At 39.9% G+C, this 20,807-nt stretch carries 17 protein-coding genes; 9 read left to right on the top strand and 8 right to left on the bottom strand.

Annotation, left to right across the window (positions count from 1 at the left end):
• Positions 1-88 precede the first annotated feature (88 nt).
• Positions 89-295, bottom strand: a complete 207-nt coding sequence (gene atpE / locus Q4D72_RS07870) for an ATP synthase F0 subunit C (RefSeq protein ID WP_018280211.1) — start codon at positions 293-295, stop codon at positions 89-91.
• Positions 296-353: 58 nt separating this feature from the next.
• The gene (gene atpB, locus Q4D72_RS07865) at positions 354-1,427 is read right to left on the bottom strand and encodes a F0F1 ATP synthase subunit A (RefSeq protein WP_303077247.1); all 1,074 of its coding nucleotides are present in this window, start codon (positions 1,425-1,427) and stop codon (positions 354-356) included.
• Between the two features lie 366 nt (positions 1,428-1,793).
• Between atpB and Q4D72_RS07860 the strand changes: the two genes are divergently transcribed.
• The 4 genes from Q4D72_RS07860 to Q4D72_RS07845 are packed head-to-tail and all read left to right on the top strand — an operon-like array spanning position 1,794 to position 5,433.
• Positions 1,794-3,461 carry a C10 family peptidase gene (locus Q4D72_RS07860; protein ID WP_303077246.1) on the top strand — a complete coding sequence of 556 codons (1,668 nt, stop codon included), beginning with the start codon at positions 1,794-1,796 and terminating at the stop codon, positions 3,459-3,461.
• A gap of 6 nt (positions 3,462-3,467) precedes the next feature.
• Positions 3,468-3,914 (top strand): hypothetical protein, encoded by a 447-nt coding sequence (locus Q4D72_RS07855; protein WP_303077244.1) that lies wholly within the window; start codon positions 3,468-3,470, stop codon positions 3,912-3,914.
• Positions 3,915-3,965: 51 nt separating this feature from the next.
• On the top strand, positions 3,966-5,135 hold the full coding sequence (locus Q4D72_RS07850) for a clostripain-related cysteine peptidase (RefSeq protein WP_303077242.1): 1,170 nt from the start codon (positions 3,966-3,968) through the stop codon (positions 5,133-5,135).
• Positions 5,071-5,433, top strand: a complete 363-nt coding sequence (locus Q4D72_RS07845; RefSeq protein ID WP_303077241.1) for a hypothetical protein — start codon at positions 5,071-5,073, stop codon at positions 5,431-5,433. The genes Q4D72_RS07850 and Q4D72_RS07845 overlap by 65 nt, the downstream gene beginning before the upstream one ends.
• A 21-nt stretch (positions 5,434-5,454) precedes the next feature.
• On the opposite strand, the gene Q4D72_RS07840 is transcribed toward Q4D72_RS07845, so the two are convergent.
• Positions 5,455-6,900, bottom strand: coding sequence for a Na+/H+ antiporter NhaC family protein (locus Q4D72_RS07840; protein ID WP_303077239.1), 1,446 nt, complete (start codon positions 6,898-6,900; stop codon positions 5,455-5,457).
• Between the two features lie 481 nt (positions 6,901-7,381).
• Here Q4D72_RS07840 and Q4D72_RS07835 point away from each other — a divergent pair, with 481 nt between their 5' ends.
• On the top strand, positions 7,382-9,439 hold the full coding sequence (locus tag Q4D72_RS07835) for a fibronectin type III domain-containing protein (RefSeq protein WP_303077238.1): 2,058 nt from the start codon (positions 7,382-7,384) through the stop codon (positions 9,437-9,439).
• 150 nt (positions 9,440-9,589) lie between these two features.
• On the opposite strand, the gene Q4D72_RS07830 is transcribed toward Q4D72_RS07835, so the two are convergent.
• Complete coding sequence (locus Q4D72_RS07830; RefSeq protein ID WP_303077237.1) at positions 9,590-10,759, bottom strand: M56 family metallopeptidase; 1,170 nt, start codon at positions 10,757-10,759, stop codon at positions 9,590-9,592.
• 1 nt (position 10,760) lies between these two features.
• Positions 10,761-11,129 carry a BlaI/MecI/CopY family transcriptional regulator gene (locus Q4D72_RS07825; protein WP_303077236.1) on the bottom strand — a complete coding sequence of 123 codons (369 nt, stop codon included), beginning with the start codon at positions 11,127-11,129 and terminating at the stop codon, positions 10,761-10,763.
• Between the two features lie 179 nt (positions 11,130-11,308).
• Here Q4D72_RS07825 and Q4D72_RS07820 point away from each other — a divergent pair, with 179 nt between their 5' ends.
• Together Q4D72_RS07820 and Q4D72_RS07815 are read left to right on the top strand one after the other, a co-directional pair.
• On the top strand, positions 11,309-12,235 hold the full coding sequence (locus tag Q4D72_RS07820; protein WP_303077234.1) for an ABC transporter ATP-binding protein: 927 nt from the start codon (positions 11,309-11,311) through the stop codon (positions 12,233-12,235).
• Positions 12,236-12,269: 34 nt separating this feature from the next.
• Positions 12,270-12,500, top strand: coding sequence for a uracil phosphoribosyltransferase (locus Q4D72_RS07815; protein ID WP_303077232.1), 231 nt, complete (start codon positions 12,270-12,272; stop codon positions 12,498-12,500).
• A gap of 165 nt (positions 12,501-12,665) precedes the next feature.
• On the opposite strand, the gene Q4D72_RS07810 is transcribed toward Q4D72_RS07815, so the two are convergent.
• The 3 genes from Q4D72_RS07810 to Q4D72_RS07800 are packed head-to-tail and all read right to left on the bottom strand — an operon-like array spanning position 12,666 to position 18,286.
• On the bottom strand, positions 12,666-13,697 hold the full coding sequence (locus Q4D72_RS07810) for a SusE domain-containing protein (RefSeq protein WP_303077230.1): 1,032 nt from the start codon (positions 13,695-13,697) through the stop codon (positions 12,666-12,668).
• Positions 13,698-13,753: 56 nt separating this feature from the next.
• Positions 13,754-15,322 carry a RagB/SusD family nutrient uptake outer membrane protein gene (locus Q4D72_RS07805; RefSeq protein WP_303077228.1) on the bottom strand — a complete coding sequence of 523 codons (1,569 nt, stop codon included), beginning with the start codon at positions 15,320-15,322 and terminating at the stop codon, positions 13,754-13,756.
• A gap of 21 nt (positions 15,323-15,343) precedes the next feature.
• Positions 15,344-18,286 carry a TonB-dependent receptor gene (locus Q4D72_RS07800; RefSeq protein ID WP_303077227.1) on the bottom strand — a complete coding sequence of 981 codons (2,943 nt, stop codon included), beginning with the start codon at positions 18,284-18,286 and terminating at the stop codon, positions 15,344-15,346.
• A gap of 223 nt (positions 18,287-18,509) precedes the next feature.
• Between Q4D72_RS07800 and Q4D72_RS07795 the strand changes: the two genes are divergently transcribed.
• On the top strand, positions 18,510-20,372 hold the full coding sequence (locus tag Q4D72_RS07795) for a M1 family metallopeptidase (protein WP_303077226.1): 1,863 nt from the start codon (positions 18,510-18,512) through the stop codon (positions 20,370-20,372).
• Between the two features lie 14 nt (positions 20,373-20,386).
• Positions 20,387-20,794 (top strand): ribonuclease P protein component, encoded by a 408-nt coding sequence (rnpA, locus tag Q4D72_RS07790; protein ID WP_303077224.1) that lies wholly within the window; start codon positions 20,387-20,389, stop codon positions 20,792-20,794.
• Positions 20,795-20,807: the final 13 nt, after the last annotated feature.

Raw genomic sequence — 20,807 nt, 5'->3', positions numbered from 1 at the left:
ACTTAAAATTTATTTTAGTGAATCAATTTATTTTTTTGCAAAAAAACCACCTTGCAACCAACCGTTGCAAGATGATTTTTGAACTTAACTATTTTGCGATTAACGCAACTACCACAGCAAAAAGGGCAACACCCTCAATAAGAGCGGCAGCGATAATCATAGCTGTTTGAATTTTTGAAGCTGCTTCGGGCTGACGAGCTATACCTTCCATAGCGGCTGCTCCAATTTTACCAATCCCGAAACCTGCTGCCAAAGCTGCAATAGCAGCCCCAATTCCTCCTAAAGCTAAAGTCATAATAAAAAAATTAAATGTTAATAAAAAATATAATTATAAAAATCGTTAAATCAGCAAATTAATGATGTTCTTCTTCAACAGCCTGCCCGATAAACAATGCCGAAAGCAATGTAAAAACATAAGCCTGCAACACCGCCACCAACAATTCCAAAATGTTAATAAACAATGCAAAAGCAATGGAAACAGGCGAAACTAAAAGCGTTTTGAAAATGAAAATCAACGAAATCAAACTCAAAATGATGATATGCCCCGCTGTGATGTTGGCAAACAAACGCACCATCAAGGCAAAAGGTTTGGTGAACATCCCTAAAATTTCAACGGGAATCATAATCGGCAAGAGCCAAGCGGGAACACCGGGCGTAGCAAAAATATGTTTCCAATAGTTTTTGTTGCTGCTAAACAGCGTTACCAAAAAGGTAACTACCGCCAAAAATCCGGTGAAGAGAATATCATTGGTAAGCGTTCCGGCAAACGGGAAAAACGGAATCAATCCGAATAGATTTCCGAACCAAATCAAAAAGAAAATCGTTAAAAGATAAGGCATATAACGAGCGTATTTTTTCTCGCCTATTTGCGGAACGGCAATATCATCACGCACAAAAAGAACGATTGGCTCCAAAACAGCCGCAACACCTTTGGGTGCTTTTTGATTTTTTTTGTAAGAACGTGCCATCGGGATAAAAACCACCAACAACAGCAACGAAACCAAAATCATTGAAAATACGTTCTTTGTAATGGAAAAGCTAAGCGGTTGTGCGTTGGTTACGTGTCCGTTTGCGTCAAACGACAGACTTCCGTCGGCGTTGGCGTAGTAAATCCCTTCGTGAAAACGACTGAATTTCATTCCGTTGCGTTCAACAGCCACTTTTCCGTCATTGTCGTGATGAAATTCACTTGACATAAAGGTAACCAAACCATTGTCCGTCCAGAGGATTACGGGAAGTGGCAAGGACATTGATTTTCCTTGATAATCAGCAATATGAAATTCGTGCGAATTTCCGATATGGTGCATAATCATTCCTACCGGGTCAAACGCTTCATCGTTTTTGCTTGTTTCGGAAGAAAATCCTTGAAACGGCAACAAAAACAACAATAATAGAGTGATTTTTTGCATTATTCTTCTTGTTATCATCAGAATTTTATAAAAAATAAAAAATACGACTTTTCTTGGTCGGGCAAATATACATTTTCACGCAGAATTAAGAAAATTTTTAGAATGTTTTTTTTGAGTCTAAATTACTTTTTTTTATAACCTGTTGATAATAAACAACTTTTAAAGCTTGTTTAAAATCATTGTTTTTCAAGATTTTTACACCGAATACGAAACACTCCACTCGCCATTCGCTTCAAAAAAATCAGTCATTAACCAAAAAAAAGAAAGCAATGTTTTCAAAATGTTAAAATTTATGTTTTATTTGTTTTTAATTATTTTTAGACATACATTTGCAAACAAATCTTTTACAAGAAATTAATAAATATTAATCAAACACTTAGATTTATGAAAAGAAAAATTTTATCTTTCGTTTTAGCGACAGGGATTTTCGTTTCTTGCCAACAAGAAGAAAGTGCTGCATCTTTTACAGATGAAACTACCACCACAGTGCTGCCCCCTGAAACAAGTGAAACCGTGAATTCAAATATGTTGGCTCTGGTTGCCCTAACAGGACAGACACACATTTCGGCAAAAGAGGCACAAGAAACCGCCCTACTTACCGCCACTCAAATGCGTGAAGTGGAGGGCATTATAACCAAATCACCTCTACAAATTGCTTCAACAGAAGTGGTTAGGGCGGGTTCGCGCAAACCATACGTGCCTACCAAATCAAGTGAACAAGAACAAGCCGATGTGTACGTGATTAATTTTGCCAACAATCAAGGTTATGTCGTCACTTCTGCTGACAGGCGCGTACCGGGCGTGCTTGCTTATAACTCACACGGCTCCTTAGGCAAAGCACCAAGCAACCCTGGTCAAGCAATTCTTTTTGAATACGTTGAAGACTACATAAACCAAGAACGTGAAAAATTCGAGGAAAACAAAGAAAATTTAAAAACCCAAGCCGAAGAACTCATTTTTAAGCAACTTCCAAAAGAAAAACAAGAAGAACTTGTTAAACAAGGGTATTTTGATAGAGAAGGGAAACGAGTGAAGACGAAACACTCATCAGAAGGAATGAATTTCAATTCCCACGAAGAATACAGAGAATGGTTTTGTTCTGTTTATGGAGTTGACATAACCTTTACAAATTGGCATCCACAGATGGATGATTATAAAAAGGAATTAGAAAATGGTTACAGAAAGGAAGATCATTGGAGAATTGAACATAAAATAGCTCCTTTACTGAAAACTCTTTGGGGACAAAGTGGAGATTACAACAATATGGTTCCTTTAAAATGTAGTAATGATGAGGCTCCCGTAGGTTGTGTTGCTACTGCCGTGGGACAATTAATGGCATACCACAAAAAACCGGCGGTTTTCAAAGGGCGGACAATGCACTGGAATGAGATGACAAAGGTGGATAGCGGAGATATGTTTTCTAACGTTTATAGTTTGGGGATTAGCAACAATATTACCGCCAAGGAAGATATACAATATTTATTGGCAAAATTAGGAGATGGGGATCTGTTAGATATGAACTACGGTTGTGATGGCAGTGGAGCATCTACTAATAACGCCGAAGATACTTTTAAAAAATTAGGGTACAATGTTAGGCAAGTAAATGGTAATATATGGGAAGCTATCAGAGAAATACAGAAAGGGACCCCCGTATATATGGATGGTTGTTCTAAAAAAATTAGCCATCGGTTTTTAGGTATCCGATATAACACAACTTATGAAAATTGCCATGCTTGGGTAATTGATGGTTATGTCCAAATGAGGCAACCTATAAGAACTTTTTACGTTTCCAACTGTTACGACGACCTTATAGCTTCTTACGAGGTTCATTCAAGTAATATTTTTGAGTTAGTACACCAAAATTTTGGCTGGGGAGAAAACAGTTTATTTTTAGATGGTTCCCTACGTAAGTACGGAATAGAAAATGACAATTCAGGATGGTATAGGGCTGGTATTTTTGATGCAAGCCTTAACCAATATGGCTCATCAAGTTATAAGTCCAATAACAAAAAAGACTACAAAGAAGCAAACAAAATGTTAATTGTAAAATAAACTATTATGAAAAAAATATTCTTATTCATATCAACGGTACTCCTTTCAATAAGTTGCTCAAAAAACAAACAAATTTGCCATGTTCCTCCTCCTGTGCTTAGTTTGCTTATTAATAAAGAATCAGAAACTTACAAAGAATTTATAAATTCAGCAGGAAATCTCAACGAGAACACTGTTAAGATGTACAAAGAGGTTAATACTATCAAAAAAAATTATCCTTTGGCACTTGACAACACTTACAAAAAAGGCTATTTAAGAATTTTTATTCCACTGGATTCCAAAAATGACATTTACACAGGAAAAACCGAAACGCTGTATTTACAAAATTCGGCAAAAACATATAAAATAGAAGTAAACGGATATATGCAAAACAAGGGTTGTGGCTTCGTTGCATATACAAATGAAATCCGTGTTGATGGCATTAAAATCGAAGAAAATTATTTAGCAAAATAACCAAAATGCTCCGGCAGTGAGTGCACTGCCGGAGTTCTTAAACCAAAACCTATGCGTTTTTATATTTTACTGGCACTGACTGCATTGCTTTTTTCTTGCCAAAGCGAAAACCTTCCAAACAAGCAGCCTCAAAAACACGAAATTACATTGGTGTATATGATTGCCGATAATGACCTTGCTCCTTATGCCCTAAAAGATATCAACGAAATGGAGCGGGCGTTTATCCCAAACGGGCGCGACAAATGGTTGGTTTACATCGATACGTATGCTTCAGCAGGACTGCCGCAACACCCTGTACTTCTTGAAATTACACCTGACACTTCCGATGAGGTGAAATCAAAAATCATCTACACCTATCCTGAACAAAATTCTGCCGATAAGCACGTTTTTCAAAGCGTTTTAAAAGATGCCTTTTCGGTGTATCGGGGCACAAACCACCCCAAAGGACTCGTTTTATGGTCACACGGAAACGCTTGGCTTCCAAATGATTATCACATTGACAACAACCGAAACACAGCAAAAAACATCACAACGCCTTTCTTTAAATCATTCGGAAAAGACAATGTGCCTACTGACTCGGCTATGGAAATCACAGAACTTGCCGAAAGCCTCACCCCATATCACTTTGATTATCTGCTGTTTGACGCTTGTTTTATGGCTTCAATTGAAGTGTTGTATGAACTGCGCCACACAGCTGATTTTTTCATCGCTTCACCTGCCGAAATTTTAGCCGATGGTTTTCCGTACCAACAAATAATTCCGTACCTAACTAACAATCTGCAACTTGAAAAAGCTGTCAAAACCTACTACGAGTATTACGCCTCACAAAAAGGGGCTTACCAGTCTGCCACTGTCACGTTGATTAACGGTCAGTTTCTGGAACATTTGGCTCAGATTTGTAGAAAAATAACCACTGAAATGAAAAAAACCACTAAATTACAAATTGATGATTTACAACAATATAGCCGAAATAACGAAAAATTGTTATTTGACCTAAAACAGATTTTACACTCCCAACCCAATGCTATTCCCGAAATAAACGATTGCTGGCAAAAACTTTGTAAAGTGGAAAAGCACACCACCAAAATGGCTAATTTGTCCCTTGATAACTGCCACGGAATCAGCGCATATTTATTCAACTCAAACACATCACTCAATGAAAGTTACAAACAATTATCGTGGTACAAAACCACTAATTTGGCTTCTTATTTTGGCTATTAGTCCGTTTTTAGGCGTTTTTTCTTGTTCAAAAACCGCTTCTGAACCCGAAAAATACCAAATTAACGTACAAAATAACTATTTTGAACCCGTTTCCGTTACCATTGACGGATTCTTTTCAGAAAATTTCACAAAAGAAGGCATATCCAACACCTTTTTCCTTCCCAAAGGAAAACATTTGATTGTCTGCACCACCCAATCACGCTTAAAAATAGAAAATTCCGTTACATTACAAGGCAGTCAAGAGCGAATCCTTATTTCAATTACCCCAAAAGGAAAAATCGTAATCGCACAACAATAGAATCATTTTAATAATCTACTGTTATTGAGGCGTTATTCTGCGGATTTTAATATTAAAAGCCACGAATAAAAGCGTCATAAACGGACTAATAAGATTAAAAAACGCGTACGGCAGATACGTAAGTGTCGGGATTCCAAGAACCCCGCTATTATACGCCGCACAGGTGTTCCAAGGGATTAACACCGAGGTTACCGTACCTGAATCTTCCAAGGTGCGACTCAAATTTTCAGGCGCCAATCCCTTTCGGGCGTATGCCTTTGCGAACATTTTTCCCGGAACGACAAGCGCCAAATACTGGTCGGACGTGGTGATATTCAGCGCCAAACAACTAATTACCGTACTGGCAAACAACCCAAAAACGGAAGTAAACAAATCAAGCAAAAATTGCGTAATCCGCTCCAAAGCCCCAATGGCTTCCATCACTCCGCCAAAAGCCATCGCACAGATTATCAGCCATATCGTATTGAGCATTCCGCCCATTCCTGACGAAGAAAACAATTCGTTAAGCACCTGATTATCCGTAGGAATTTGAGTTGAAGTGGTAATGGTTTCCATTATAACCCGATACAATGCGTTGAATTCAAAGGTGTTTTTCTGCGTAAGCATCAAAAGTAAATCCTGCTGAAACAAAAGCGCAAACACCACCCCAAGCAACACGCCACAAAACAAAGCCACCAGCGGTTCAGCCTTTTTGTAAATCATCAGCAAAATAATTGCCGGAACCACAAACACCCAAGGCGTTACGTTAAATCGTTGCAAAATAGCGGTTTGTATGGCAGTTGTATCGGAAATACCGTGCGTATCGATATTCAGCCCGATGACGATAAAAATCAATAGCGTAATGGAAATGGTTGGCACGGTGGTAAAAAGCATATAACGGATATGCGTAAAAACATCTGTTCCGGCGAGGGCAGGCGCCAGATTGGTGGTATCACTCATCGGCGACATTTTATCACCGAAATAACCGCCCGAAATAATAGCGCCACCGATAAGTCCTTCGTGAATACCAAGCGAACTTCCGATGCCCACCAGCGCAATGCCGATAGTGGCAGAAGTTGTCCAACTACTGCCCACCGCCACCGAAACCAATGAGCAGATAATCACACAAGCCGGCAAAAATATGGCAGGGGTAAGAATGTTCAATCCGTAATAAATCATCGACGGAATGATGCCGCTAAGCAACCACGTACCCGACAAAGCACCCACCAGCAACAAAATCAAAATAGCCCCGCTAGTTGATTTGATGTTGTTATAAATTTCGTGCGTCATCGTATGGACGGGTATTTTATGAGCCACCCCCACCAACACGGCAATGGCTGCCCCCAAAAGCAACACAAACTGATTGGAACCGCCCAGCGCATTGTCCCCATAAACAAAAAACACATTGTAACCCAGCATCACTATCAGCGCAACAATAGGCAAAAGTGCAGCAACCAAACTGATTTTAACGATTTGTTTCTCTTCCATTTGATAAAAATTTACGGACAAATATACATACAAAAATTATATCACAATACACTTTGTTACAAATACAACAAAACGTTCAAAAAGTGTGAAACAGCACAAAACGAAGTAGAGAAGGGTGAAGCAGCCTGAATATTAAGGGTAAAACACGCAATAAAACCCCGACAACAACTTCAAAGATTTTGAAAAAGCAAATTATTTCCGTTGATTGTGCAGGTGAAACCCTATTTTTTTATATTTTTGTCGCTAAAATTAATTAGGATATTGTATTTTTTTTCGGAAAGATATAAGTTTTACTATGTTTTAAATCATAAACACTCATTGTTAAATATAATTTACACACCATCTAACAAAAAGTATGCGTCATCTGATTAAAAGTATGCGTCATCCGAGTGAAAATATACGCTATCCAATTAAAAGTATCCGTCATCCGAGTGAAATTAATCACCATCCGCTCAAAAAATAGTACAAACCGATTCATTTTATGAAAAAACACATACAAACCATCTGTTTTTTGCTTCTTTTTGTCTGCAATCACATAATAGGACAAGAAAACCCAACATTACGAATCGCAAAAGAGGTAAAAAATAACACAATTTGCCTACGTTGGGCAGTCGATTCACCCGTAGCTTGGCAAAAATCAAATGCAATAGGCTTTCAATTGGAACGATTTACAATAATGCGAAACGGAAAATTCCTTCCGCAGGCTGAAATAACCGATTTAGGGCATTTTTTTGTGCCAAAAATGGAAGAATGGAAGCCTTGGGTGGAGAAAAATGACAATGCGGCAATCATAGCACAAGCCATTTACGGCGAAACTTTCCAAACGGAAATCACTTCCGGAGAAAATCCAATTGAAGGCATCGTAAATAAAGCCAAAGAAATTGAACAACGCTTCTCATTTGCCTTAATGGCTGCCGATTTAGACTTTGAGGTGGCTCAATTTGCAGGTTGGGGCTACGTAGACACGAAAATCCAGCCCAATGAAAGCTATTTCTATCGTATAAAACTCCTTCCCAATGAAAAATTATCCGTAATTGAAGCCGGAATAGAAGCAAGTTTGCAAGAAAAAGACGAATTACCCGCTCCATTGGAGTTCCTCGCTTTCTTTCAAGACCAAAAAGTATTACTTTCGTGGGATTTTAGCACACTAAAAAACCTTTACGGCTATTATTTTCTGGAAAAAGCCGAAGAAAATGGCGATTTTAAGTCCGTTAGTGAGCTTCCCGTTGTGAATATGAACCCAAACCCCGAGGCAACGGCGATGATTTATGTCGATTCGCTCTCTCAAAACGACAAAACATTCTCCTACCGTTTGCGGGGAAAGACCATCTTTGGAAGTTACAGCCCCTACACGAAAATTTTAAGCGGAAAAGGCACAAAACAATTAGGAATTGCTGCTCAACTGACCCAAACGCAAGCCTTAGAAGGCGAAAAATACCGCATTTTGTGGGCTTTTCCGAAAGAAAATGAGTCCGAAGCCACTCATTTTGCCCTACTCCACGCTCCGGATGACAAAAACTACACCATTGTAATAGATAACATTGCTATTTCAGAACGAAATGCCGTACATTTGCCCCCTACTCCATCTAATTATTACAAAATTCGAACCTTCGGAAAGGACGGCACATCGCAGGATTCCTTTGCAATGCTCGTTCAACCTGATGACGACATTCCGCCAAGCACCATCCAAGGACTTGAAGCAACTATCGACTCGCTGGGAATCGTGCGTCTTCGCTGGAAACCCAATACCGATGACACAATGGGGTATTACGTCTTCCGAATGAACAAAAACGAGTCTGAAATGATGCGTATCACCGATTCACACATCACCGAAACGCAGTTTTCAGACACTATCTCGATAAAAAATCTAAACAAAAAGGTATTTTATGGCGTAAGTGCTATTGATTTTCGTAAAAACGAGTCCGAAAAAGAGATTATTGAGTTAGAAAAACCCGATAAAATACCGCCATCAGCACCTATTTTCACTGAATATACGGAAGAAAAGAACCACTGGAAGCTCAATTGGCGAAAAAGTTATGATTACGATGTGGTGCAATATCATATCTATCGAAAGGAAAAAGAAAACGGACAGTGGGAAAAGATACACTCACAGAAACACACCAATAACGAAACGTATTCATTTAAAGAAACCGCTGAATTGACAGGTGTTTATGTCTATTCGCTTCAAGCGGAAGACCGAAATGGCAATCGCTCCGAATTTTCACCCGTTATCCATATCAGGCATCAAGCTTCTCGTGACAATCGGGTGCTTCGCGGCTTAAACGGAAGAGTAAACCAAGGAAAAATACAACTCCGCTGGGAACCAATAAAGCCCGAAATCAGTGAAATTATCATCTACAAAACCATTAAAGGCGAAAAACCAACCCTATGGCGCAGTTTTTCTAACAAAATAACCTCCGTTGATGATGAAGATATCGCCGGCGACACTACTTATCAGTATTTTATCAAGGTTATTTTGGAAGACCATACGCCAACACCCACCGAAAAGGTTGAAGTAACCTATTTTTTGAATATATAATGCGTTATCAACTGCAATTTAAAGGTATTTTTGATGATTTTATAGGAAATCAGTTATAATTTTAAGATAGTTGGATTATTATTATCGGAATAAAAAAGCAAGTTTTAAAAACTTGCTTTTTCTTTGTTAATTTCTCCTTGAAAAATAATATTACTTTTCTTTAACGGGCTTCGGAGGTGGCGGCGGAGGTAGTTCCTCAGCTTTTTTTACGCTAATAACAGACGGCGGAGGTGGTGGCGGAGGTGGTAATTGCAAACCATACTTCTTGGTAAAAACCGCTCTGTCTGTTTTGTTGGTAATTTGCTCTACAATCTCATTACCGGCTTCATTTGTTAAAATAACGGTTGTTTTTTCTCCTTTTCCGTTAGGGAAACTTACACCTTCTACTCTTATTATTTTATAGTTAGTAGATGGTTGTGATGGCGAAACTTCTTTTTGTTTTTCAACCTCTTGGGCGTATGTTTTTTCAGCAAAAACAACAAGAAATAGAATACTTATTGGAATAAGTAACGCCACTTTGCATAAATTACGAAAATGATTTACTTTTGTCTGTAACATAATCAAACGTTTTTTTGTGTTGTAAAAATTAAAATAATTATAAATTGGCATACTTGCAGAAGCCGCTTTCCTTAGGATAAGCATTTGATAATCTGCAATATTTGTGTATTTTGCAACTACACAGGCATCGGCTGAAAACTCGTGATTGATTCGGATGGCTTTTCCAAATAAATACACCATCGGGTGAAACCAAAACACGATTTTCAAAAATTCGACAAAAAGCAAGTCCAAAGTATGTTTTTGTCGGACGTGGGTAAGTTCGTGTAACAAAATTTTTTCTTCATAGGCATCTTCTTTATTGATAAAAATATAATTCCAAAACGAATGGGGTGCACATTCTTCATTTAAAAACACTAAATAAGCTCCTTGATAAATTTGCTTCGGATACTTTTTTGCTTTCTTATAGATTTTCAGTAAATTATGCACGAAACGAAATAACTTCACAGAGGCAACTAACAAATATATCACAATGAAAATTGATGACACAAAACCAAAAGTTTCCGTTACGGGAGCTTTCACTCCGTTTTCGTAGAATTCGGAAACGTTAATTTCTTGAACTACTGTTGTTTCATTGAATGTTTTGTTAAACACAGATTCAAAAGGCACTTCAAAGGTAATCAGTGGAAAAACAAACGAAGCTACCAAAGCCAAAAACAAGAAAAACCGATTGAAAATCAGCATTTTTTCCCGCGACAAAAGAAAGTGGTACAGCGTATAAAAGCATATTCCACACAACAGCGTTTTGATAAGATACGGTATCATTTTATTCCTTTTTAAGGTTTGAATCTACTATTTTTTTCAATTCTTCCCATTGTTCGGGTGTCATTGAAATTTCCTTAGCAAAAAAGGAAGCAAACTGAAAAGCTGAATTTCCGAAATAATCGTTAATAATGGTTTTCATTTTTCGGGAAAAATAAGCACTTTTGGAAACTTTCGGATAATATTCACGTGAGTTTCCTCTTTGGTAAAATCCTACCATCTGCTTGTCAATCATTCGTTTAAGCAGCGTAGCAATAGTAGTATTGGCAGGTTTAGGATTAGGATAAGCCTCCAATAAATCCTTCATATAAGCCGTTTGTCGCTGCCATAAATATTCCATAAGTTGTTCTTCTGTCTTTGATAATTTTTTCATAATTCTACAATATTAGATTTTAGACTACAAATGTAGAATTATTTTTTAAATAGAAAAAACTTTTTGTCAACTTTTTTTAAATTAATTTTTATTTGGTATAAAACACAACCTGTAAGTGATTGATTATGTGGCAGTATTGTATTTTTAGTTATTTCCTATATATTTGCTTTTTTAAAACGATGTTAGAAGTCAATCACATATCATACTCGTACGAGGGCAATAATGCGGGCTTTCGGGCTGTTTCGTTTGAATTGCAACAAGGTGAGCATCTGTCGGTTATGGGCGAAAGCGGCTGCGGGAAAAGCACGCTGCTTAAAGCCATTTACGGGCTTTTTGATTTACCCGAAGGAAGCGTTGTTTTTAATGGCGAAAAGGTGTTAGGCCCTGCTTTTCAGCTGGTTCCGGGTTATAAGAAAATGAAATACTTGGCTCAGGATTTTGGGTTAAGCCCCTATCACACGGTGGCTGAAAATGTCGGGAAATTTCTGTCGAACATTGATTTGGATTACAAAAAACAACGCGTGAGTGAATTACTTTCGCTGGTGGAAATGGAAAATTTTACCGACAGAAAAGCACTTTTACTCAGCGGAGGCGAAAAACAACGCGTCGGTTTGGCAATGGCTCTGGCTCAAGAACCTGAATTACTGCTACTTGACGAACCTTTTAGCCAAATTGATAGTTTCAGACGGAGCAAATTGCAACGTACGCTTTTTTCGTATCTGAAATCCAAAAAAATCAGTTGTATCGTTGCCACGCACGACACAAAAGAAGCGCTTTCGTTTTCGGATAAAGTACTGATAATGAGAGACGGAAAGCGCATTACCTTCGGAAATTTGCTGGAAATTTATCACCAAAATGACGATTTTTACACGGCTTCGCTTTTCGGTGATGTTACCAAATATGTTGAAAACGGACAAGTGGTTCTCTTAAAACCCTATCAAATTGAAGCCGTTACGCAATCAAACTGGGAAGCGGTGGTTGAAAACGCTTATTTTCAAGGCGATAATTTTCTCATTGAAGCAAGTTCAAACGGAGAAAAAGTGTATTTTTTGCATAAAATTGCATTAGAAATTGGTAAAAAAATTTATTTATCCAAAAAGAATTAATATCTTTGCCCAATAATTTTTTAAAAAAGAAGCTATGAAAGCATTTTTTGAAGCTATACAATATCTTTTTGAAGAAATTTTGTTTCTTCCGTTGAATTATATTCGTAGTTTGGAACTCGAAAACTGGTGGACAGCTAATTTGGTAAGTTGGATTTTTATCCTTATCGCTTGCGGATTTTTCGTTTATTGGCTCAGCGAGTTGCGAAAATACGACAAAAAGAATGACGAGCGAAGAGATGTTGTTTCGCATTCGTTCTTCAAATAGGGGTTTTTAGATTGTTACATATTATTACACAAACGGTTGTCTTATCATTAAGACAACCGTTTTGCTTTTATAGAGGTTTTGAATATTTCTAATAATTTTAACCTATAGCAATTTTCAAAAATAAAAGTACCGAAAACAATCCGTTCGGTACTTTTATTTTGATGGTTATAGTTTTTCTAACTTATACGTACCTTTTTTTGTCTTTTCGTCAAATGAGAACGTAACATTGTGTTTCCCCGCGTGGGATTTGATATTTTTACCTCCCGCAATTAAAGCACCGCTTTGCTCTGTGGCTGGTTCCGTAGCAGTGTCTGCTCCGTAGTTTACAGCCCACGCATTGTTAAGTCGGAATTTGATTTGCCCGTCTTTAAGAGTTACGTTTTCAGCTTTCCACGTGTTGGTTGCTCCGTCATAAGCAAGTTTAATATCCTTGTCTTGATTTTCTTCCCAACCGTTGGCGCCGTCACCTACAATTCCCAATGTATAGGGTTCAATGCTGTATGTTTTGGCAGTTACATTCAGCAGGATTTTGTATGTGCCTGCGGTTACTTTGATGTTGTCGCCTCCATCGGTAAGCGTTCCGTTACTGCCACCCAAGTTCACATCCCATTTGTTATCTTTACGGAATTTAATTTCTCCGTCTTTTAGGGTAACATATGCTACAAATTGAGAGTCATCTTCTATTGATTTCCAGAAAGGAACATCCGGCCCGTCCCAGCCATTAGGAGCTGCGCTTCCAACCAAACCCCAGTCAGTAGGGGTGATAAGGTCTTTGTATGGAGTTACTTTCAGGTTTTTCTCCGTAAAATTAACGTAGTGGTTCGCCCCTAATTTTCTTTTTACGGCTACTGAAATTGTAGCTTCTTTGTCAGCTTCAGCACTGATGTTGAGCATTATTCGGTTTAATTGCGCCACAGTAAACACGGCGGGTGATTCTGATGCGGTTTCACTTGCAGATTTTGCACCATTGGTAAACACAATTTCATACAACGGTTTAGCAACATTCACGTTTACGGGCGTGCTTTCCCACGTAACGGTCAGTGCCGTTTGGTTGGCATTGTCTTTTTCAAGCACTACGCTTTCAGTTGACAACGTTGTCGTTACCTTGGCGTTGCCGTCATAGGTAGCTTTTTCGTCTTTTTCGCAACTTGCCAAGGTGAGGGTCAGCAAGCTCATCAAATATATTATTTTCTTCATTTTTCTGTGTTTTTAAAGAAGTTGCCCGAAGGTTTATGCGGGCAACTTCGTGATGATTAATATCCGGCGTTTTGTTTCAGTACGCCTTTTGAACTCAAAATAATATTGGTAGGGATAGGATATAACGTTCGGTAGGCATCAACGCCTGCACCTGAGGCTACACCACCTTTAAATGGCCATAAATACGTTGATGAAGTGAATAATCCGTAGCGGATAAGGTCGGTACGTCTGAAACCTTCCCAATATAACTCTCTGGCACGCTCATCAAGTACGTTTTCGGCTGTTAGCGTTGTCAGAGCCGATGCGCCCGAACGCGTGCGTAATGCGTTTACGTACTCCAATGCTTTAGCTTGATTTACACCTTTACGAACGGCAGCTTCGGCATAATTTAGATAAATTTCACCCAAACGGATAAGCGCTATGTCGGTATCGACGAACATTCCTCCGGGGTCTTTTCCGGGTTGTCCTGCCGAAGTTAGGTTTTTGAATTTCATTACGGCATATCCTTCTTTAAAATCGGATACGTTGGTGATTTCATATTTTTGCCCGTCCGTGAAAAACATTGCGCGTTTGTCAGTCCAAGCGGTTGGCGGATTGCCCGTTCCGGCAAATTTTTCAACCAACGCCTTTGTGCTGCGGATACCTGCCCAAGCACCTCCGCTTACGCCGAAATCGGTTAAGCTCATTTTTCCGCCAATGGCTCCGTGAACCAAGAAGGTGCTTCCTGCCCACGTTTGCGAGTTTACCCCGTCAAAGTTTGCGGTAAAAATATTCTCGTTTTGCGCTCCGTTAGTGTCGTTATCTGCCAAGAACAAATGCACATAATTATTGTGCAATGCATACCCTGAAGCAATTACTTTTTCGCTGTACGTAACGCAATCGGCATAACGTTCCGTGCCGGTGTACACCTCGGCATTCAAGTACAAACGCGAAAGCAATGCCCACGCAGCCGCTACATCAACACGACCGTATTCGTTGCTTTTGGCGGGTTTTAAGTCGTTTTCAATGGCTTTTAGTTCGCTTTCGATAAATTCAAAAACCTCTTTGCGGGTGTTTTGCCCCGTAAGGTTGTCTTGCACTTGTGTGAGTACGGGTACGTTACCAAACAAATCCATCAGGTGATAGTAAGCATAGGCTCGGATAAAACGCGCCTCAGCCACACCGTATTTTCTCATTTCTTCATTAGAACTCTTTTCATTATTGGCAATGAAAGCATTGGCAAACGAAACGGATTGTGCCAAACGGTAGTACATCGCTTCGATGATTCCGTTTGATGACGACCAGTTTAGGTTGTGAAAGTCAGGCACACCGGGGTCAGACCACGCCACAATGGCGTTGTCAGTGGGAAGTTCCTGCATATAGAACAACAAACGTGTGAACTGTGTAGTTCCTTCGTCAAGACCCTGAATGTCAGCTGTTCCGGTAGGTCCTTGTTGCCCGGTTAATGCCAGCGAAGCATACACTTTGGCTAAGGCTTGTTTGGCGTACTCCGGATTGGTTTCTACCGAACTTGAAGTGATGCTGTCGGGGTCAATAGACGGGTCTTGGTTAAGGTCTTTAAGACATCCGCTTAGGGCAAAAGCCGCTACCAAACCCCATATTTTGTATGTACTAAATTTTTTCATTCTCTCAAATTTGTTTTTAGGTTAGAAATTTACATTGATTCCCACTAAATAGGTTCTCGGACGCGGATACACGTTATTGTCAATGCCAAATACCGGTTTTCCGAAAATATCAAAAGTAACTACTTCGGGGTCTAAACCTTTGTAATTGCTTACTGTCAATACGTTTTGCACGGTTCCGTACAGGCGAATGCCGTATTTATCTTTCGGGAAGTTATATCCTAAGGTTATGTTATCAACCTTAAAGAACGAACCATCGTGCAGATACATATCGCTAAGTAGAGTTTCGGTAGTTCGTTTTGAAAGCAAGGTGTCGTAATAGGTTGCAATGGTGTTACGAAGGATGTTGTCACTGTAAACCCTGTCCAAAGAAGCGTTGGCTGACGATACGTTATCGTACACATAATTTCCTAAACTGGCACGGGTAGCGATGTTCAAATCCCAATTTTTGTACGTTAAATTGGTGGTAAGCCCCATTGTAACGTCGGCATAAGGTGATTTACCCATATAACGGTCATCTTCGGTAATTTTGCCGTCGTTGTTTCTGTCCACATACGCTCCTTCAATCGGGAAGCCTTTGCTGTCATACACTTGCTGATACAAGAAGAACGTATAAGGAGCGTAGCCCTCTTGGTGGCGTTGCACGTTGTTTCCGGTTCCTCCGTTAATGCCTCCCACGTTTTGTAGGTTGGTAAGGCGGGTGATTTTATTATCGTTATAAGCGATGTTATAACTCAACGTCCAATTCATATCATCAGTGCGGACAGGAACAACATTCAACAAGAATTCAACTCCTTTGTTTTCCATATCACCAATATTGCTTGAAATACGGCTTCCGTAGTTGGTAAACGGCGCTACGTTGCTTTCGGCGATAAGGTCTTTGGTGAGTTTGCGATACAGGTCGATACTACCCGAAACGCGGTTTTGCCAGAATCCGTAGTCGATACCTACGTTAAGCGTGTTGCCCACTTCCCAACGTAAGTTTTTGTTCAAACTCTCGGGGCGGGCTGTCGGCACAAATTGATTGCCAAACTGATAATAAGCACCTTGATTTACGCTTCCTACGTAGCGTGTCAGGAATAGATAATCACCCAATCCGTTTACGTTACCCACTTCGCCGTAGCCTAAACGGAGTTTCAATTCGTTTACATTTTCACTTTCTTTCAAAAAAGATTCGTTTTTAGCGTTCCAAGCCAATGCAAGCGAAGGGAAGTAGCCCCAACGGTCATCCGGATTTAATTTTGATGAAGCATCGGCGCGAAGCGTTGCGGTAAGCATATAACGATTGTCAAAGCTGTAATTGGCTCTTCCGAAGAAGGAAATCAACACGTTTCGACTTTTGTCAATCACCGGAATGATTACATCTTTCTTGCCGTTAAAAAATTCAGTTCTTTTTGAATCGTTTGTGAATTCAAATTTTTGGTAAGAATGCCCAGCCATAAACGAAATGGAGTGTTTGCCCAAATCTTTCATATAATTAGCATACGCATCAAAAAGTGTGTTCACGGCTTGGTTTTCGTAAATGGAATTAACGCCGTTAAAATCAGCTGATGACTTAGGCATTTTAGGGTCTACAAGGTCTTTTCCGTTACTGTTGGTAAGGTCAATACCTGCATTGATAGTTGCCGTGATGTCTTTAAAGAACGGCAGTGTGTAATCTACTTTTAAGTTTGAAATCAAGCGTTTTACCTCGGCGGTGTTGTTTCGTAAGTTCAACAAAGCCACCGGGTTAGTAGGTGCGGTGTTGCTTTGCGAACCACTACTGGCATCAAGCCAAGAATAGTAACCGTCATATTTTGGTGAATTGATGCGCACGGGTTGCGTAGGGTCGTACTCAACGGCTGCTCCGATGGCACCTCTGTCGGCAAAGCGGTTTTTCACGAACGAACCCGAAACGTTGAATTCCGTTTTTAAGGCATCGTCAAAAAAACGAGGTGTTAATGAGAGCTTGGCGGTTGCCCGTTGGAAATTGTCGGTTTTCAGCACCCCGTCGGCATAGGTATGTCCCAACGACAAGCGATACGGAAGCGATTTCAAATTTCCTGAAATTCCCAATGAGGTGTTGGTTGTGGGTGCTAATTGGTAAATCTCTTTTTGCCAGTTAGTTGAAGCATTGCCCATAATGGCTTTTTGGGAAGCCGTTCCGGTTTCATTAATCAACTTACGGAACTCATCGGTGGAAAGAACATTCACGTAGTTAGAAACTTCGGCAACGGAAATACTTGAATTTAAAGTGATTTGCGTTTCTTGGTTGCTTCTCCCTTTTTTGGTGGTAATCATAATGACCCCGTTGGCAGCGCGCGACCCGTAAATGGCTGTTGATGAAGCGTCTTTCAGTACCGTCATACTTTCAATGTCATCAGGATTGATGTCGTTTAAAATGCTTCGGGCACCTCCGATAGTTCCGTCATTCATCGGAACCCCGTCAACTACCACTAACGGATTGGAATTCAAGGTCAAAGAACCTGTTCCGCGCACACGGATGTTTTGCCCCTCACCGGGTGCTCCTCCTCCCGAAGTGATTTGCACACCGGCTACTTTTCCTTGCAACAAATCACCCGCAGAAAGGTTTTGCCCTTTGCTAAAATCTTTTGAAGTTACCAAATTCACCGAACCGGTAACGTCTTTTTTCTTGGCTACCCCGTACCCGATAACTACCACGTCATCAAGTTGTTGGGCATCTTCTTGCAATAACACATTAAGCGTATTGCCCTTCACAGTGATTTCCTGTGTTTTGTATCCTACTGACGAAAAAACGAGCACCGAACCGTTTTCGGCTTTCAATTCAAAATTTCCGTCAAAATCAGCTGCCACACCCGTTGAAGTGCCCTTCACAACAACGCTTGCACCCGGAATAGGGTCGCCGGTGGCTGCATCCGTAATTGTTCCTTTCACGATTTGCTGAGCATACAAGCCCACAGAAACGAAAAGAAACAAAAGCAAAGTACGTAGTCTTGATACTTTCATATACTATTCTCTTAACAATTAAACAATATGTATTAACAATTTTACTTCTTGGCGGTAAAGATACAATAATTTTTCTTACGGAAAATTTCTACGAAAAAAGAAAACGAAACGAAAACGATGTAATGTGGATAACTTTTCAGTTTTTAAGCTGTTTTAGGTGTAAAATCCTTTGTGCTTCCTTCAAAAAAAAGTATCTTTGTCGCTTAATTTTTTATTCCGCACAATGAAAAAATACATCTTAAAACTGTTTTGCCTCGGATTTTTTGCCACAATCAACGCTCAAAACGCTCCGTATTGGCAACAACAAGCCGACTATAAAATGGAAATTGAAGTGGATGCAAAAAATTTCCGATACAGCGGCAAACAACAACTTACTTACACTAACAATTCACCCGACACGCTTCACGTGGTTTTCTATCACTTGTTTTTGAACGCTTTTCAGCCCGGCAGTGAAATGGACGCTCGTTTGCAAACCATTCCCGACCCCGACCGCCGAATGGCAATCAACAAAGGCACGCCCGAAAAACCCGTTTACCAAAGCCGTATAGCATCACTTAAACCTAATGAAATCGGGTATATCAATGTGAAATCACTGACCCAAAACGGAAAACCGATTCAACATAAAACCGAAGGAACCATCCTAAAAGCCAACCTAAATCAGCCGATTTTGCCCAATTCAAAAGCCGTTTTTGAAATGGAATTTGACGCACAAGTCCCCGTGATGATTCGCCGTATGGGGCGAAACAGCAAAGACGGTGTGGCTCTTTCAATGGCACAATGGTATCCGAAAATGGCGGCATATGACGCTCGCGGTTGGCACGCCAATGAGTACATTGCTCGTGAGTTTTACGGCGTTTGGGGCAATTTTGACGTGAAAATTACCATTGATAAAAATTACATACTCGGCGGAACGGGCGTTTTGCAGAACGCAAACGAAATCGGTTTCGGATATGAAAATGAAGGCGTTAAATTACCAAAAACCAAACAAAAGACCAAAACGTGGCATTTCATAGCCAACAACGTTCACGATTTTACGTGGGCGGCTGACCCCGAATTTCAGCACGATAAAATGACGCTCAAAAATGGTAAAACCTTCCATTTTTTGTATAAAAAATATACCGAAAATTGGAAAAAAATGCAACCCGTGTTGGTCAAAGTGTTTGATTTTTTCAATTCCCTCGTGGGAAATTATCCGTGGGAGCAATACTCATTCATTCAAGGGGGCGATGGCGGAATGGAGTACGCAATGTGTACACTCGTTGCGGGCGGTGAACGCTACGAATCCGTGTTGGGGACTTCCATTCACGAGTTGGCTCACGCTTGGTTTCAGCATTTGCTCGCCACCGATGAGGCTTCGTATGCGTGGATGGATGAGGGCTTTACCTCGTTCATTGAAGATTTGGCAATGCACTTGGTTGTAAATCCGGGAAATGACGAATCGCCTTTCAAAGGAGCTTACAACAGTTATTACAAATTGATGGAATCGGGCTTGGAAGAGCCTGCTTCAACCCACGCCGACCGTTTCAGCACCAATTTTGCCTATTCGGTAATGGCATATAGTAAAGGAACGCTGTTTCTCACTCAGTTAGGCTATATTATTGGCGACCAGAATGTTATCAAGTCACTAAAACGATTTTATAACGATTTTGCTTTTAAAAACCCAACACCGAATGATTTTATCCGCATAGCCGAAAAAGTGTCGGGAATGCAATTGCAATGGTTTCTGAACGAATTTATAAGCACTACACACACAGCTGATTACACCATTGAAAGTGTTTTTGCAAAAGGAAATAAAACCCAAATTACCTTACGCCGTGTGGGCAATTTACCGCTTTCGGTGGATTTATTCCTCGTTAAGAAAGACAAAAAAGTGCATTATTACCACATTCCGCTTCGGATGACTTTCGGCAGCAAACCTAATCCGTACAAAAACTATCAGCAACAAACCCTTGCCGCTTGGGGCTGGGCAAACCCGACTTACACCTTTGAGGTTGATTTACCGCTGACGGAAATCAAATCGGTAACCATTGACCCCGACAATATTTCGGTGGACATCAATAAAGAGAATAACGTTTTTAAAAATTAGGCATTTTGAACACGATGCGTTTTTCGTTTCCGAAGTCAGAAAAATTATGCAAACTGGCTCATATTCAACAATTATTTTCCGAAGGGGAAAGCGTTCAGAGTTTCCCACTGAAAATGATTTTCACGCCTATTGACGGGCTCAACGTGCCGTTTCAATTGCTGGTGAGCGTACCCAAAAAGGGCGTAAAAAAAGCTAACAAACGCAACCGAATCAAACGGCTCATTCGTGAAAGTTATCGCTTGCAAAAGCATTTTTTGGTGCAAAATACTTCACAATCGTATGCTTTGGCACTGATTTTTACCGGAAAAGAAATGCCTGATTATGAGCTTATTTCACAAAAAGTAATACGTTGCTTTGAAAAGTTTACCGAAGCCGTGAATCAAAAAACCAAAACCCTTTCTTCCGTTGAAAATAAACCATAAAAAACAAAATTAG

It is taken from the genome of Capnocytophaga sp. (assembly GCF_030532915.1).
Taxonomy (GTDB): Bacteria; Bacteroidota; Bacteroidia; order Flavobacteriales; family Flavobacteriaceae; genus Capnocytophaga.
Note: the sequence above shows the minus strand (reverse complement) of the source record. Positions and strands in the feature narration are given on the sequence as shown.